12 protein-coding genes are annotated in these 15,620 nt (G+C 65.3%); 5 read left to right on the top strand and 7 right to left on the bottom strand.

Going from position 1 to position 15,620, the window contains the following annotated elements; translation table 11 throughout:
* Positions 1 to 94: 94 nt before the first annotated feature.
* Both ACUN9Y_RS19165 and ACUN9Y_RS19160 read right to left on the bottom strand, forming a co-directional pair.
* Positions 95 to 1,810, bottom strand: coding sequence for an AMP-binding protein (locus ACUN9Y_RS19165; protein ID WP_445462333.1), 1,716 nt, complete (start codon positions 1,808 to 1,810; stop codon positions 95 to 97).
* 196 nt (positions 1,811 to 2,006) lie between these two features.
* A complete protein-coding gene (locus tag ACUN9Y_RS19160) occupies positions 2,007 to 2,465 on the bottom strand; it encodes a MerR family transcriptional regulator (protein ID WP_445462332.1) in 459 nt (152 codons plus the stop codon).
* Between the two features lie 308 nt (positions 2,466 to 2,773).
* Here ACUN9Y_RS19160 and ACUN9Y_RS19155 point away from each other — a divergent pair, with 308 nt between their 5' ends.
* From ACUN9Y_RS19155 to ACUN9Y_RS19135, 5 genes are all read left to right on the top strand, one after another.
* Entirely contained in the window at positions 2,774 to 3,940 is a 1,167-nt protein-coding gene (locus tag ACUN9Y_RS19155) for an acyl-CoA dehydrogenase family protein (RefSeq protein WP_445462331.1), read from the top strand.
* Positions 3,941 to 4,027: 87 nt separating this feature from the next.
* Positions 4,028 to 5,155, top strand: a complete 1,128-nt coding sequence (locus ACUN9Y_RS19150) for an enoyl-CoA hydratase/isomerase family protein (protein WP_445462330.1) — start codon at positions 4,028 to 4,030, stop codon at positions 5,153 to 5,155.
* 134 nt (positions 5,156 to 5,289) lie between these two features.
* Positions 5,290 to 6,198 (top strand): 3-hydroxyisobutyrate dehydrogenase, encoded by a 909-nt coding sequence (gene mmsB, locus ACUN9Y_RS19145; RefSeq protein ID WP_445462329.1) that lies wholly within the window; start codon positions 5,290 to 5,292, stop codon positions 6,196 to 6,198.
* A gap of 180 nt (positions 6,199 to 6,378) precedes the next feature.
* The gene (locus tag ACUN9Y_RS19140) at positions 6,379 to 7,560 is read left to right on the top strand and encodes an acyl-CoA dehydrogenase (protein WP_445462328.1); all 1,182 of its coding nucleotides are present in this window, start codon (positions 6,379 to 6,381) and stop codon (positions 7,558 to 7,560) included.
* Positions 7,561 to 7,564: 4 nt separating this feature from the next.
* On the top strand, positions 7,565 to 8,818 hold the full coding sequence (locus ACUN9Y_RS19135) for a CaiB/BaiF CoA transferase family protein (protein WP_445462327.1): 1,254 nt from the start codon (positions 7,565 to 7,567) through the stop codon (positions 8,816 to 8,818).
* A 209-nt stretch (positions 8,819 to 9,027) separates the two neighbouring features.
* On the opposite strand, the gene ACUN9Y_RS19130 is transcribed toward ACUN9Y_RS19135, so the two are convergent.
* The 5 genes from ACUN9Y_RS19130 to ppsR all read right to left on the bottom strand — a co-directional run bounded on the left by ACUN9Y_RS19130 (position 9,028) and on the right by ppsR (position 15,344).
* Positions 9,028 to 10,197, bottom strand: a complete 1,170-nt coding sequence (locus ACUN9Y_RS19130; protein ID WP_445462326.1) for a DUF1513 domain-containing protein — start codon at positions 10,195 to 10,197, stop codon at positions 9,028 to 9,030.
* A 2-nt stretch (positions 10,198 to 10,199) separates the two neighbouring features.
* Positions 10,200 to 11,240, bottom strand: a complete 1,041-nt coding sequence (locus ACUN9Y_RS19125; protein WP_445462325.1) for an imelysin family protein — start codon at positions 11,238 to 11,240, stop codon at positions 10,200 to 10,202.
* 23 nt (positions 11,241 to 11,263) lie between these two features.
* Positions 11,264 to 12,676, bottom strand: coding sequence for a di-heme oxidoreductase family protein (locus tag ACUN9Y_RS19120; RefSeq protein WP_445462324.1), 1,413 nt, complete (start codon positions 12,674 to 12,676; stop codon positions 11,264 to 11,266).
* A 172-nt stretch (positions 12,677 to 12,848) separates the two neighbouring features.
* On the bottom strand, positions 12,849 to 14,129 hold the full coding sequence (locus ACUN9Y_RS19115) for an imelysin family protein (RefSeq protein WP_445462323.1): 1,281 nt from the start codon (positions 14,127 to 14,129) through the stop codon (positions 12,849 to 12,851).
* Between the two features lie 381 nt (positions 14,130 to 14,510).
* Positions 14,511 to 15,344, bottom strand: a complete 834-nt coding sequence (ppsR, locus tag ACUN9Y_RS19110) for a posphoenolpyruvate synthetase regulatory kinase/phosphorylase PpsR (RefSeq protein WP_445462322.1) — start codon at positions 15,342 to 15,344, stop codon at positions 14,511 to 14,513.
* Between the last annotated feature and the right edge of the window lie 276 nt (positions 15,345 to 15,620).

Genomic DNA, 15,620 nt, shown 5'->3' with positions numbered 1-15,620 from the left:
CTCGGCGAGTTCCCCACAACGCATCACGGCCCCAGGCAAGGGGCCGTGATGCGTTGTGGGTCAGGTTCGTGTCGCGTCCGCGGATCGGGGGCAATCAGGCCAGTCCCAGCTCGTGAGTGGCTTCCTCTCGCATCTTGAACTTCTGGATCTTGCCGGTGACGGTCATCGGGAACTCGTCGACGAATTTCACGTACCGGGGGATCTTGTAGTGGGCGATCTTGCCCTTGCAGAAGCCCTTGAGGGTGTCTTCATCGAGACTCTCGCCTTCGCTGAGCTTGACCCAGGCCATGACCTCTTCGCCGTACTTCTTGTCCGGCACGCCGATGACTTGTACGTCGGAGATGGCGGGGTGAGTGTAGAGGAAGTCCTCGATTTCCCGCGGGTAGATGTTCTCGCCGCCGCGGATGATCATGTCCTTGATCCGGCCGACGATGGCCACGTAACCCTCGTCGTCCATGGTGGCAAGGTCGCCGGTATGCATCCAGCCGCCGGCGTCAATTGCCGAGGCCGTCGCGGCTTCATTGTCCCAGTAGCCGAGCATGACGCTGTAGCCCCGGGTACACAACTCGCCGGGTTCGCCGCGGGGAACCACCGCACCACTGTCGGGGCTGACCAGCTTGACTTCGAGATGGGGGTGAATGGTGCCCACCGTGGTGACGCGTTTGTCGAGCGGGGCTTCGGTCGTGGTCTGCAGACTGACCGGGCTGGTTTCGGTCATGCCGTAGCAGATGGTCACATCCTGCATGTTCATCTTGTCGATGACCTTGCGCATGACCTCGATGGGACAGATCGATCCCGCCATGATGCCGGTACGCAGGCTCGAGAGATCGAAGCGCTCGAACTCCGGGTGCTCGAGTTCGGCGATAAACATGGTCGGCACGCCGTAGAGCGTGGTCGCCTTCTCATCGTGGACGGCCTGCAGGGTCGCTTCGGCATCGAAGCCGTCGCCGGGGTAGATCATCGTTGCGCCGTGGGTGACGCAGCCGAGGTTGCCCATGACCATGCCGAAGCAATGGTAGAGGGGCACCGGGATGACCATGCGGTCCTGGTCGGTCAGGTTCATGGCCCGGGCGACGAACAAGCCGTTGTTGAGAATATTATGGTGGGAGAGCGTGGCTCCCTTGGGGGCGCCGGTGGTCCCGGAGGTGTACTGGATGTTAATCGCTTCGTCGAACTGCAGCGTCGACTGGACGTCGGCCAGAGCCTCGGCGCTGACGGCGTCGGCGCGCTCGAGCATGGCGTCCCAGGTGGTCATGCCGGGCAGGGCACGCGTGGGGTCGAGACAGATGACGCGCTTGAGCTCGGGGAGTTCGGCGAGGGCGACACCGCTCGTCGGCGCCTTGTCGGGTTCCGGGGCTGGTGCTTTGTGGAGCTCCGGAGCCAGCTCTGCCAGCGTTGCCACATAGTCAGATGTCTTGAAGGCGCCCTGCAGGACGAGGGTCGAGGCGCCGGAGTGCTTCAAGGCGTAGCCGAGTTCGTGGGTGCGGTAGCTCGGGTTGATGTTGACCAGAATGGCGCCGATCTTGGCGGTGGCGAACTGGGTAATGGCCCACTCCGCGCAGTTGGGTGACCAGATGGCCACGCGGTCACCCTTGCCGACGCCCATGGCCATCAGGCCCCTGGCTGCCTGGTCGACGATCTGCTGGAGGTCCTTCCAGCGATAGCGCAGGCCCTGGTGACGGCTGATCAAGGCATCCTGGTCGGCGTAGCGCGCCGCGGTATCATCGAAGCAGTCACCAATGGTCTGACCTTTGAGCGGCAGATCGCTGACGCCGCTGACGTAGCTTGCGAGAGGGGTTTGGCGTGTCATGGTAGCTCTCATCTTGTTATCGCGGATGGAGAAGTGCCGCCCTGGGCGGAGGCTGCGGTTGTTGTTGTCGCCCTGTGGCAAGGCCATGCTTGCCGGTCATTGTCGGCGCTCGTCGGGAGACGACAATGCGCCGCTATCTGGTGCCATCATCGAACGGCGTCAGACGTCGAGCTTGCCGCGTAGCAGCGCGGCACGCTTAGGTCTCGCTAGGCTGCGGTGCGGCCTGTCCGATCTGATTCAGCACCTCGCGCGCCCGGCGGTCGACGTCATCCATCTCGAGGCGCATCAGGCGAATGTCCTCGAGCTGGCGATCGAGCTCTGCTCGCTTGCCGTCGATGATCTCCAGAAGCCGCTGGAGCTGGCGTGCATTGCCGTCCGGCATGGCGTCATACATCATCACCACTTCACGGATCTCGGCGAGGGAAAACCCTAGCCGCTTGCCACGCAGGGTAAGCTTGAGTCTCACCCGGTCCTTTTCTCGATAGATCCGCTTCTGGCCCTGACGACGGGGGGCCAGCAGGCCTTCCTGCTCGTAGAAGCGAATGGTACGAGGCGTGACCTCGAACATCTTGGCCAACTCGCCGATGGTAAAGGTCCGCAGCTGTGGAGTCGGTGTGTCGCTGACGATGCCGTCGCCGGCGGATGCGTCGGTCATGATGGTACTTCCTTTAGCTGAGAGGCCCCTCGGCAGAGCCCCGCCTCGTCAGAAACACTAGACGAGGTTTACGTTAACGTAAAGTGCTTGTTCGACCATGGGGTGATATGGGATAAACCTAGCAAGTGCTAGGTTGGGCTCCATCAGAGTGCACGGCTCAGCGTGAGTGTCGCGGCCTGGAGGCGGCGCATGGCACTGGGCCGTGACCGGAGCTGCTCCCCGGTTGCATCGTGCCCGGTGCCCACCCATCTACCACCGAGAGCGTCGAGCCACGCTCCGGACTCATCACATCGAGAGAGGTTTGCCCCATGGATTTTGCCCTGACCGATGACCAGAAGGCGCTCGCCGACGCGGCCGCGGATTTCGCCCGCGTCGAACTCAGCGAGCATGCCGCCGAATGGGACGCGACGTCCCACTTCCCCGTGGACGTGATCCGTCGCGCCGGGGAGGCCGGCTTTCTCGGTATCTATACGCCGGAAGCGCACGGGGGCTTGGGCCTGTCTCGGCTCGAGGCCTCATTGATCTTCGAACAGCTGTCCCAGGGCTGCATTTCCACCACGGCCTACCTGACCATCCACAATATGGTCACCTGGATGATCGCCAACTGGGGCAGCGATGCGTCTCGCGAGCGTTTTGTCGGGCCGATGGTCGCCGGTGAACTGCTCGGCTCCTACTGCTTGACCGAGCCCGGTGCCGGCTCGGATGCGGCCAATCTTCGCTCCAAGGCCGTCCGCGATGGCGACGATTATGTCATTGATGGCGCCAAGATGTTCATTTCCGGCGCTGGCGACACCGATGTGCTGGTGGTCATGGCGCGTACCGGGGCTGCGGATAGTGGCGCCGCGGGGGTGTCCGCCTTTGTCGTGCCCGCCGATGCCGAAGGCGTCAGCTACGGCAAGAACGAAGACAAGATGGGCTGGAAAAGCCAGCCGACGCGCTTGATCAGTTTCGATGGCGTTCGCGTGCCGGTGGAGAACCGCCTTGGCGAGGAGGGCGAAGGCTTCAAGTTTGCCATGAAGGGGCTCGACGGCGGGCGCTTGAACATTGCCAGCTGTTCGCTCGGCGCCGCCCAGCACGCCTTGACCCTGGCCCGCAACTACCTGGGCGAGCGCAAGCAGTTTGGCCAGGCGCTGTCGTCCTTTCAGGCCTTGCAGTTCAAGCTTGCCGATATGGCCAGTGAGTTGATGGCCGCGCGGCTGATGGTTCGCCACGCCGCCTGGCGACTGGACCAGGGCGACCCCGAGGCGACGGCCCATTGTGCCATGGCCAAGCGTTTCGCCACCGATGTCGGGTTCAAGGTATGCAACGAAGCGCTGCAGCTGCACGGCGGCTATGGCTACATTCGGGAGTATCCTCTCGAGCGCCTGGTGCGTGATACCCGCGTGCATCAGATCCTCGAAGGCACCAACGAGATCATGCGCGTGATCATTGCCCGTCGACTGCTGGTAGACGGCGTCGTCGAAGCGCTGCAATGATCAGGCTATGACACTTGGGTGAGACAGGCTGGCGACGCACCGAGAGCGACGCTTCACCACCGATTCATTTCAACAGGGAGTGACTCCATGACAGTGCCGGTGACTTTTGAAGAGCATGCTACCCGGGACGGCGGCCGAATCGGTATCGCTACCTTGAGTGCACCGCGTGCGCTCAACGCCTTGTCGCGGGACATGATCGATGCCCTCGATGCGCGGCTCGCGCAGTGGGCCGAAGACGACGCCGTGCACGCGGTGTGGCTCGATGGCGAAGGCGATAAGGCGTTCTGCGCCGGCGGCGACGTGGTGGCACTGGTCGGAGCGCTCAAGCGCGAACAGCAGGGCGAGGGCGCGCCAGGGGACTTCGCCCGGGGCTATTTCGGTGCCGAGTATCGTCTCGACTACCGCATCCATACCTACCCCAAGCCGATTCTGGTGTGGGCCGATGGCATCGTCATGGGCGGTGGACTCGGGTTGATGGCGGGTGCCAGCCACCGCCTGGTGACCGAAACCACGCGCATTGCCATGCCGGAGATCACGATCGGGTTGTACCCCGATATCGGTGCCAGCTGGTTTCTCACCAAGATGGCTCCCGGCGTCGGACGTTATCTGGGCCTGACCGGTGCCAGCATCAATGCCCGCGATGCCCTGGATATTGGCCTTGCCGACCGTTTCGTTCCTCGCGCCGAGCGCCAGGCACTACTCGAACGACTGCTGGATAGCGAGATCATCCCGGGGACCGCCGACGATGCCGAGGCGGCCGTCGTGACGGCGCTGGATGGCGTTGAAGATCGCTCCCAGGCGCCGCTGGGTCAGGTTCAGCCACACCTCGATCACATTCAAGCGCTGACCAATCGCGCCCGCGTGGAGGATGCCGTCGCGTCGATTCTGGCCGACGACAGCGACGATGCCTGGCTGGCGGCCAATCGGTCGCGCCTGGCGGCGGGGTGTCCGCTCAGTGCTCACCTGACCTGGCAGATGCAGGGTCGGCACCGTCATTCGTCGTTGGCCGATGCCTTCCGCGATGAACTGGTGGTGTCGGTGCAGTGCGGCGTGCTCGGTGACTTCGCCGAAGGCGTGAGGGCACTGTTGATCGACAAGGACAAGACGCCCCGGTGGTGCCACCGTGACGTGGCCGCGGTCCCCGAGACAGACTTGGCGGCGATGTTCTCGGCGCCCTGGGCGGGACAGCCGTCGCCGCTGGATGACCTGACCTGAATGCCTGCGGTGTTCGCCTCCGGTGGAACCCCAGCCCGGGTGCCGGCATGGCGAACGTCGCCTGTGTGACACCTTGAACCGACGACTCGTACCGACGATTCATACCGACAATGACAACAGCTAGGAGCTCAGCCATGCATATCGCTTTTATCGGCCTTGGCAACATGGGCGCGCCGATGGCCACCAACCTGGTCAAGGCGGGCCACCAGGTGGTCGTCTTCGACTTGGTGGAAGCCGCCGTCAAGGCGCTGGAGGCTGAAGGGGCCAGCCGCGCCGCCAGTGCCCTGGACGCCGCCGAAGGGGCCGAGGTCGTCGTCTCGATGCTGCCGGCTGGCGCCCACGTGCGCGGACTCTACCTTGGCCGCGATGATCAGCCGGGCCTGCTCGATGCCCTGAGCGGACGCCCGTTGCTTATCGATGCCTCGACGATCTCGCCAGAGGATGCGCGCAGTGTCGGCGCGGCGGCGGCCGAGCGCGGGTTCTGCTATCTGGATGCGCCGGTGTCCGGTGGCATCGGTGGCGCCAAGGCAGGCACCTTGACGTTTATCGTTGGCGGCGATGCCGAGGGCTATGACCAGGCCCGGCCGGTGCTCGACGTCATGGGCAAGAACCTGTTCCACGCTGGCCCCTCGGGCAGTGGCCAGGTCGCCAAGATCTGCAACAACATGCTGCTCGGTATTCTGATGAGCGGTACCGCCGAGGCCCTGGCGCTCGGCGTCAAGAACGGCATGGACCCCGCGGTGCTGTCCGAGATCATGAAGCAGAGCAGTGGCGGCAACTGGGCGTTGAACGTCTATAACCCCTGGCCCGGGGTGATGGAAGGCTCGGCGGCGTCTCGCGACTACCAAGGCGGTTTTCTGACCGATCTGATGGCCAAGGACCTGGGGCTCGCCTGGGAGCTCGCCCTGGGGTCCAAGGCCGCGGTGCCGATGGGCTCCGAGGCGCGCAACCTGTTCGCGCTGCACAGCGCCCAGGGCAGCGGTGGCCTGGATTTCTCGAGCATCCAGTCGCTCTACCGGAGCGTAGAAGACGACCAGCGCTAAGCGGGTTGTCGGCCACGGTCGGACTGCGCCAGCAGTCGCTCACCAAGGCCTTGTACGGGGAACCTCGCGCGGCATGCCGCGCGAGGTTTTTTTGTTGTCGACGACCAAGGTCGGGGTTGGCAGGAGCGCTTAATAGGTCTACATTTAGTAAAAATGTAGACATTATGGAGTGTCCTTGTCATGAGTCAGATCACCCCGATGACCTGGGAAGACCCGTTTCGCCTGGTCGATCAGCTGAGTGAAGAAGAGCGCATGGTCCAGCAGACTGCCGCGGACTATTGTCAGGAGCAGCTGATGCCACGCGTACTCGAGGCCAACCGTCACGAACGCTTCGACCGCGAGATCATGACCGAGATGGGCGATCTGGGGTTGCTTGGCGCCACCATCGACGGCTACGGCTGTGCCGGCATGAACTATGTCAGCTATGGCCTGATCGCCCGTGAAGTGGAGCGGGTCGATTCCGGCTACCGCAGCGCCATGAGCGTGCAGTCCAGTCTGGTCATGTACCCGATTCATGCCTTCGGCAGCGATGCCCAGCGCGAGCGCTACCTGCCCAAGTTGGCCAGCGGCGAATGGGTCGGCTGCTTCGGTTTGACCGAACCCGACCATGGCTCCGACCCGGGCAACATGGCGACCCGCGCGGTACGTACCGATGGCGGCTGGCGCCTCAACGGGACCAAGACCTGGATCACCAACTCCCCGATTGCCGATGTGTTCGTGGTCTGGGCACGAGACGAGCAAGGGGTGGTGCGCGGCTTTATCCTCGATAAGGACATGCCGGGGCTATCGGCGCCGAAGATCGAAGGCAAGTTCTCGCTGCGTGCCTCCATCACCGGTCAGATCGCCATCCAGGACGTGGAAGTCTCCGATGAGCAACGGCTGCCCAATGTCGAGGGGCTCAAGGGGCCGTTTTCGTGTCTGAATCGTGCCCGCTACGGCATCAGTTGGGGCGCCATGGGCGCGGCCGAAGCCTGCTGGCATGCCGCTCGCGAGTACACCATGGAGCGCAAGCAGTTCGGGCGTCCGCTGGCGGCCAACCAGCTGATTCAGAAGAAGCTCGCCGACATGCAGACGGAAATCGCCCTCGGCCTGCAGGCCTCTCTACGCGCCGGTCGGATGATCGATGACGGTCAGATGGTTCCGGAGGTCGTGTCGTTGATCAAGCGCAACAACTGCGGCAAGGCGCTCGATATCGCCCGGGTCGCCCGCGACATGCACGGCGGCAACGGCATTTCCGACGAGTATCATGTGATCCGTCACGTCATGAACCTGGAAGCGGTGAACACCTATGAAGGCACCCATGACGTCCACGCCCTGATTCTTGGCCGTGCTCAGACCGGCCTGCAAGCGTTCTCCGGGTAAGCCGATGAGTGATCGCTCCCAGGCCAAGACGCCAACCTCGACCGGGCCGCTGGCCGGGATTACCGTGCTCGACATGTCCCGGGTGCTGGCCGGACCCTGGTCCGGTCAATTGCTCGCCGACCTCGGCGCACGGGTCATCAAGATCGAGCACCCGGGCCGCGGAGACGACACCCGTGGCTGGGGCCCGCCTTGGCATGCGGCCAGCCCGGATGCCGAGCGTCAGGCGGCCTACTACCTGTGCGCCAATCGCGGCAAGCAGTCACTGGCGCTGGATATCGCGACCCCCGAAGGGCAGCAGCTGGTCAAGGCCTTGGCCCGAGGCGCGGATATCGTGCTGGAGAACTTCAAGGTCGGCGGGTTGAAGCGTTATGGGCTGGATGCCGAGTCGTTGCGGCGCGACAATGCGGCCCTGATCGTGTGCTCGATCACCGGGTTCGGTCAGACGGGGCCCTATGCACACCGCGCCGGTTACGACTTCATGATTCAGGCCATGGGGGGCTTGATGAGTCTCACCGGTGAGCCTGACGGCATGCCGATGAAGACGGGGGTCGCGATCACCGACGTGATGACGGGGCTGTACGCCACTATCGGCGTGCTGGCGGCGCTGAACCGGCGTCGCGAGACGGGAGCCGGCGCCCATATCGACCTGGCCTTGCTCGATGTTCAGGTCGCGACCCTGGCCAACCAGGCGCTCAATGCGCTGGTCAGCGGGGTATCCCCTGAGCGGTTCGGCAATGCCCACCCTAATATCGTGCCTTACCAGGCGTTCGCCTGCGCCGACGGCCACCTGGTGCTGACCGTGGGCAACGACGCTCAGTTTGCTCGGTTCGCTGAGCTGCTGGGCCACCCCGAGTGGACTCGGCCGGCGACGCCGGATGAGAGCGGTGCGGGGGCGAGCTATGCCACCAACGAGGGTCGAATCGCCCATCGCGATGATCTGGTGCCGCTGATACAGGCGATTCTGCGCACCCGAGGCCGCGACGAGTGGCTGGCCGAGTGTGAGGCCAGGGGCATTCCCGCCGGTCCGATTCACACCCTGACGGAGGTGTTCGAGGATCCTCAGGTGCGTCATCGGGGCCTGGCCAAGGTTCTCGACGGCGTGCCCCAGGTGGGCTGCCCGCTGCGCTTCGATGGCGACGACGTGACAGGCCAGCAACCGCCGCCGCGATTAGGAGAGCATAGCGAAAGGGTGCTCACCGAGATGGGCTTGTCGAAGGACGATATCGATCGGCTACGGGCAGAGGGAATAGTGCGCTGAGGGGGGGCGGCGGCGAGGCGCCGCGCGGCGTCTAATACCAGCTGCGAGAAGATCCTCATAAGGCCAAGGGCAACGCTGTCCTTGGCCTTTTTGCGTGGCATGACGGCCTGGCCGGCTGCCATCGCCTTTTTTCAGTTTTCGCTAATTCAGTCCAGCCCAATGATGGCGACCGTGGTGTGTGCTCCTGCGGTCGGCTGCGCGCGCCCCGCTCAGGTCAGATGATTGTCCCAGCGTAGCGGCAGCCGGGCCAGGGTGGTCAGCTCGCCTTGGGCGCTCAGGTGGTGAAAGCCGCCGTCGCCGGAGGTGAGGTAGAAGCCGATGTCCGTTTCCGGCCCGTCGGCGCGATCGTCGCGATCGTCGCGGCGCGCCCCGGCGGCATCGTCCAGGCGAGGGCTGGCGATGATCTTGCCGGTGCCAGGCTCGAGCAGCAGCACGCGACCGCCGCGGGGGGCGGTGATCAGCGCAAGCCGACCGTTGCGCGACAGTGCGACGCTGGCGGTGTATTGCGCCAGTCTCGCCTGGTGGGGGGCCGGCAGGGAGATCTCCTCGAAGTCGCCGTCGGGTGACAGGCGCGCGATCAAGGGGTGCTGAGTTTCCCACTCAGGCCCCTGGAACTGGTAACCGGCGACGATACTGCCGTCGTCGGCGACATCCAGGTGGCGGCAGCTTAACTGGTGGTGCGAGGGGCGGTGGCGTGACAGGATCTTGCCGCTGTGGCGGTCAACCAGCAGCAGCGCCGGGTCCATGGTGTCCAGGTTGAGCTTGACTCGGCCGCTGTCGGGATGGGTGCGAATGCCGCCGAGGGCCACCGCCAGGGTATCTCCATCGGGCATCAGCCGAATCTCGTGGGGGCCGATGCCATCCAGAGCGATGTCGTGTACCAGGCGATAGCCCGCGGTGGCGTCGGCATCGTAGACCCGCACCAACCCCATGGCATCGCTCAGGCGCTGGGCGGTGACGTACAGCCAGCGTCCGCTGGGATCGAACACCCCGTGGCCATAGAAGTGGTAGCCCGCGCCGGCATCGACGCTGACCAGGCATCGCTCGGTGTCGGGGCTGAGGACGTGGAACTGGCGCCCCGGGCGCCGGGCGAACAGGACCGCCTGGGCCTTGCCGGGGCGCAGGCAGCCGCCGTGGCAACGCTCGGGTGCCGGCAGCAGAAAGTGGCCTTCGCCGTCGCGACGAATAGCGGCCAGATGGTGGCTGCCATCCTCGCCGTCGGCGGCGCTGAAGAGCCAAGCGGTGGTGTCCGGGCTCGCCCGGTCGGACGGCGCTGCGGCGGCGTTGGCCATGGCGTGTATGGCGGTCGGCAGGCTGCAGGCCGCCGCGCTGCCAAGCCCTAGCGCCAACAGGCGCCGGCGCAGGTGATCCGTGGCCATGCTCAGTCCCCGTCGCTGGAATTGAAGCCGCGCACGACGCCCAGGGCGGCCCCGATGTCCTGGCTCATCAGCCGCGATAGCTGGGCCACTTCCAGATACAGGGTGCCGAGGGCCTGACGCTGCTGGGCGTCCTCGAGGCCACTGCGGATGCCGCCCTCGATGTCGCGGGCCTGGCCCAGGGTGTCGTCGAGTTGGACGGCGAAAGCCTCGGCCAGCGGTGTCTGGCCGGCTTGCGCCAATGCCACCCGCAGGCCCGGCAGGAAGCTGCGCTTCATACCCTCCAGGCTCGCCGCGGCGAGCGTCACCGAGGCATCGCTGCGCCAGGCTTCGGCGCGGTAGAAGCTGGCATTGGACCCCATCATGCCCAGCGGCTCGCCGAGGCGCTTGTCTTCCAGCGTCTCCAGTGCCTGCATGGCCGCATGAAGGCTGGTCTCGGTGTAGGCGTCGGTCGCCAGATAGTAGGACGCGAAGGCCTGCCAGTCGCTCTCGAGGGCGGCGGCGGTGGTGGCGAGGTGCGCCGCGATGGCGCCGACCAGCGAGCAGGGCACCGGGGCGCTCAGAGCGACATCCTGCATGGCGTCGTCGAACAGCAGATATTCCAGCGCCGGAAAGCCCTGTTCGGCAACGCCGGCCTGGGCGATGTCGTCCTGGGTCAGGGGCGTGTCCTGGCGCAGGCGCGAGGCCATGCGTGTGCCCACGAGGTTCTTGCTGTCGGGCCAGAACTGAATCTGCCAGGCGCGGCTGTCGACTTCGATGGGGCCGAAATCGACGAACCGACCGCGCTGCCAGGCGTCGTAGGCATCCTGCCAGTGCTCCTGCAGATCGCCCTTGGGCGCCTGGCCTGAGCAGAAGGCCTCGGCGGTCTCGCCGAGTGCGTCGCTGGCGGCGACGAACTCGGCGTATTGCGCGCCGATATCCTGGTGCCACTGCTGGCGCGGTGAGCCGTTGCCAGTGCCGCCCTGGCCTTGGTCGGCCGTGGCGACACCGGCCGTCATCGCGAGTGCCAGCGCGGTGCAGGACAGGGTCAAGGGGGAATGGGTCACAATGGGGTTCCTCATGGCCGCGGTCATAGAGAGTTCAAGAAGTCGAGCAGCGACTGGCGCTGTTTCGGAGCGAGCTGGCGGAACTGCGCTTGGCTGGCGTCGGCCTCGCCGCCGTGCCACAGGATCGCTTCTTGTAGTGTGCGAGCGCGGCCGTCGTGGAGGAAACCGGCCAGGGGGTTGACGCTCTGGGCCAGGCCGATGCCCCACAGCGGTGGGGTGCGCCACTCGCTGCCGCTGGCCTGATATTCGGGGCGTCCGTCGGCCAGGGCCGCGCCCATGTCATGCAGCAGCAGGTCGCTGTAGGGCCAGATCGTCTGCCCGGCGAGCTCCTCGCGGGCGGCGTCAGCGGCGGTCTCCAGGCGCGGCGTATGACAGGCGGCGCAGCCGATGGCAGCGAAGGTGTTGGCGCCGGCGATGACCCCGGGGTCGTCCATGTTGCGGCGCTCGGGTACCGCCAGGCTCCCGGCGTAGAAGGTGATGAAGTTGGCGATCTTGTCGGACACCTCCGGCGCGCCGCCGGACGGATAGTCCTCGCAGCCCTGGGCCGGCATGCAGTCGGTGGCCGGGGTCAACGACGAGGTCAGTCCCATGTCGCCGGCGAAGGCGTGCAGGCTCTGCTGCTCGATGCTCGGTTCGCCGGCCTTCCAGCCGAAACGTCCTGGCACGGTCTTGTCCTGGCGTACGTCCCAGACCCGATTGGCGCGCCCGGAGATGCCGTCACCGTCGTCGTCGTCGGGGTCGGCGGCGGCGAGAAGGGTGGACGCTGGCACCGCTTCGAGCAGGCCGAGGCCGATCATCGGCGGGGCGACCCGCGGGGAGATCAGCAGGTCATCCGGCAGCTCGCCATAGGCCGGGTTGTCGATGCGATAGCGGGGCTCGCGCAGAGTCACGCTCTCGCCACCGGCCAGGGCCACCTCGCGTTCGCGGTGGTCAAGGACCATGTCGCCTTCGGGGCTGGCCCCGGGGATGGCGGCGGTCTGTAGCTGGCGTCCGTAGTTCGCTACCGGCACGGCGCCGGTGCGTTCGACCAGCTCGCGGTCATCATCGCCTGCCGGAATCGATAGGCGCAGGAACAGCGACACGGGAGGCTCGCCTTCGGCAGGCGGATGGCCGCGGCCGTCCTTGATGTGGCAACCCTGGCAACTGTTGGTGTTGATCAACGGTCCGAGGCCATCGCGGGCGTCGGTGCTGGCCGGGGCCACCACCCAGGGATTGCGAAAGAAGCTGTTGCCGACGCTGAAGTCGAGGCGCTCGGTCATCGGCAGGTTCCCGAGCGGCAGCGAATAGGCGTTGTGATCGAACTGACTGACCGAGCCGTCACCGCCGGTCATCGGGGTGTCCTGGATCGGTGCGGCGCTGGCCAGTGGGGCGATGGCGGTCAGCAGTGCCAGCAGGGCGAGCCGCTGGCGCTCGACGGTGGAGCGGGAAGTCACCATGGTATAGGGCGTCCTTGTTGACGAAAAACCGCACGCCCGGGGCGGAGGGCCCAGGGCGTGCGGCGGGGGCGGGCTGAATTATCCGGCGTCAATGATTGGCATTGCGATAGCCGCTATTTCAGCACCCGCCCGAGGCTCGAAACCTGATCCATGTCAGGTTTTCGGCCAGGACTCAGAAGGTGTGGCCGGCGTCATCCGGCTGCAGGGAGTCGACGCCGAGATCGCCAGCGGCCTTCTCGATGGAGCCGGTCTGGGTGACGAGGGCCAGGATGGCGTCGTTGACGATGGCCGCACCCTCGTCGTTGCCCGGGGCGATCATCATGTCGAAGGTCATCGGCGACTCGGCGGCCTCGGCGCTGGCCTTGAGCTTGCCCAGTGCACCCATGGACGCGGCGATCTGGCTGTCGAGAGCCTCGGCCAGGGCAGGGTCGTTCTGCTCAAGCAGGTCGGCCACGGATGGGCCGTCGAAGGTAGAGCCGTCCAGGCGCTCGTAGTGACCGGTGTAGACGTTCTGTATGCCGAGCCCGTTGTAGTAGTGCGAGTTGTGGGTGTTGTCGGAGAAGCAGTCGTGCTCGTCTTCATAGGAGTTGGCCTCCAGCGCGACCTTCATGCGCTCACCGGCCAACTCGCCGAGCGACAGCGAGCCCATGCCGAACAGGATCCGGCGCAGGCCTTCTGCCGTGGGAGCCGCGAGCAGTTCGTCGCGATAGGTCTGGTCTGCGGTCGGTGCCCACTGGGCGACCATCCACTCGAGATCGCTGACCAACAGGTCGCTGACGGCATCGAGATAGGCGCCGCGGCGGTCACAGTTGCCGTTGGTGCACTCTTCTCCTGCCAGGTAATCCGACACCGGGCGCTCTCCGGCACCGGATTCATAGCCGTGCAGGTCCTGGCCCCAGAGCAGAAACTCGATGGCATGGTAGCCGCTGGCGACGTTGGCCTCGGAGCCGCCGATCTCGTTGAGGCTGGCGATAAGCTCCGCAGTGATGGTGCTGACGTCCAGCGTCTCGCCGCCCACGGTGATTGAATCGGAGGCGATGATGTTGGCGGTGGCACCGGCGTTACCCAGTTCGTGCTGGTAGCCGTCTTCGGCAACATAGTCGATCAGCCCTTCGTCCAGTGGCCAGGCGTTGAGCTGGCCCTCCCAGTCGTCGACCACCGGGTTGCCGAAGCGGAACACCTCGCTCTGCTGGTAAGGCACGCGGGCCTGGCGCCAGGCGTGACGTGCGGCGGCCAGGGTCTCTTCGGTGGGGTCGGCGAGCAGGGCGTCGATGGCCTCGTCGAGGGTCTTGGCGGCCTTCAGGGCGTCGAGATAGGTGGTGTGGGCGAGGTCGGCGTAGTGAGTCACCACGTCGTCGGCGGCAACGTCATCGGCGTTGACGGACAGGGGCACCGACAGCGCAGTCGTGGCGATGACAAGAGCGAGCGGGTGGTGAGCGAAGCGACGAGCCATGGAAAGATCCTTGTGGGTGGGTGACGCTGTTGTTCTGTGGCGCCATTGGGGCTGCCATTTCCGGCCCGCCACGACGTCCTGGGGCTGTCTCGGGAAGGCTGCGTCCTTCCGCCAGTCGCAGGCCGGTCAGGCGTTTGCCGAAGAAGAGTCGTCGAAGGAACAGGGCAAGGAGGAGCGGCAGCCGTGCTCGCGACGATGATGTAAATAGTAGCGAGATTGACTCTCATTGCAAGATGGCGCCGCGGATGCCTGACGCTCGGCGCCCGGGCTGCGCTCGCCCCGGCGCCTGGCATGACCGCGAGTGTCAAGCGTGAAGCGACCCGCCGAAGGGCTGGTCGGGCCCTGCGTGGTCGGGCTGCGTGGTGGGTACCGGGGTGGCCGTCAGCGTGGTGAAAAGCGACGATTGATGCCTGTCTCGGCGATCATGCGGGTGGAGATTTCTTCCACCGAGAAGCGTGTGGCGTCGATGAAAGGGATGTGCAGCTGACGGTACATCGCCTCTGCCTGGGCGACCTCCTGCATGCACTGGTCCATCGAGCTGTAGCGGCTATTGGGTCGACGCTCATGACGGATCGCCGCCAGCCGACGCGGGTCGATGGTCAGGCCAAACAGCTTGTGACGATGCTTGGCGAGCACGGGCGGAAGCTTGAGGGTGCCGCTTTCGTCCTGATCGTCTTCGGTCAGCGGGTAGTTCGCCGCGCGCACGCCGAACTGCAGTGCCAGGTACAGCGACGTCGGCGTCTTGCCGCAGCGCGAGACGCCCACCAGGATGACATCGGCCTGATCATACTGGTGGGTGCGAGCGCCATCGTCATTGTCGAGGGCGAAGTGCACCGAGTGAATGCGGTCCATGTAGATGTCGTCGCTGGAAATGGCGTGGGTGCGACCGACGCTGTAGGACGAATGGGTCTCGAGTTCACGCTCCAAAGGCTCGAGGAAGGTCGAGAAGATATCGACCTTGAAGCCCGGCGCTTCGCGGATCACGTCGCGAATCTTCTGATCGACGATGGTGTCGATGATGATGGGTTGGACGCCGTCTCTGACCGCCGTGGCGGCGATGATGCTGGCTAGCGAACGTGCCTTTTCCAGGGTGTCGATGTAGGGCTTGGTGAGCTTTCTGATCTCGACGTTTTCGAATTGAGCGAGGAGGCTACGCCCGAGGCTTTCGGCGGTGATGCCGGTGCCATCGGAGATGAAAAAGGCGGTACGGGTCATGGGAAGCCCCTTTAAGAAGATGCGAGTATTGTCCTCGCCGATGCGATCGGGGACAAGCTACCTTGCGATGCCGCGGGCGGGGAGGTCGATGCGCTAGGCGCCGTTACCCCGTTAATCGCGAGCTCGCCGTGGGGCACCGCGCCGAGAGGGCCTGGCCCGGCATTCGCCGCGCAGTGGCCCGTCAGAGAGGCGACTACAGAAATCGTCGAAAACGCCTCGGTGTTGTAAAAATCCTCCACTGACTTCGCTATTAGACTAATGGCGAATATGGCGGGT

The sequence above is a fragment of the Halomonas sp. V046 genome (assembly GCF_052645355.1).
This window is presented reverse-complemented; position numbering and strand designations above follow the sequence as displayed.

Coding starts and splice junctions, on each gene's coding strand:
- ACUN9Y_RS19120 (WP_445462324.1), bottom strand. CDS start 12,676: ATGGTGACTTCCCGCTCCACCGTCGAGCGCCAGCGGCTCGCCCTGCTG.
- ACUN9Y_RS19165 (WP_445462333.1), bottom strand. CDS start 1,810: ATGACACGCCAAACCCCTCTCGCAAGCTACGTCAGCGGCGTCAGCGAT.
- ACUN9Y_RS19130 (WP_445462326.1), bottom strand. CDS start 10,197: ATGGCCACGGATCACCTGCGCCGGCGCCTGTTGGCGCTAGGGCTTGGC.
- mmsB (WP_445462329.1), top strand. CDS start 5,290: ATGCATATCGCTTTTATCGGCCTTGGCAACATGGGCGCGCCGATGGCC.
- ACUN9Y_RS19150 (WP_445462330.1), top strand. CDS start 4,028: ATGACAGTGCCGGTGACTTTTGAAGAGCATGCTACCCGGGACGGCGGC.
- ppsR (WP_445462322.1), bottom strand. CDS start 15,344: ATGACCCGTACCGCCTTTTTCATCTCCGATGGCACCGGCATCACCGCC.
- ACUN9Y_RS19140 (WP_445462328.1), top strand. CDS start 6,379: ATGAGTCAGATCACCCCGATGACCTGGGAAGACCCGTTTCGCCTGGTC.
- ACUN9Y_RS19160 (WP_445462332.1), bottom strand. CDS start 2,465: ATGACCGACGCATCCGCCGGCGACGGCATCGTCAGCGACACACCGACT.
- ACUN9Y_RS19155 (WP_445462331.1), top strand. CDS start 2,774: ATGGATTTTGCCCTGACCGATGACCAGAAGGCGCTCGCCGACGCGGCC.
- ACUN9Y_RS19115 (WP_445462323.1), bottom strand. CDS start 14,129: ATGGCTCGTCGCTTCGCTCACCACCCGCTCGCTCTTGTCATCGCCACG.
- ACUN9Y_RS19135 (WP_445462327.1), top strand. CDS start 7,565: ATGAGTGATCGCTCCCAGGCCAAGACGCCAACCTCGACCGGGCCGCTG.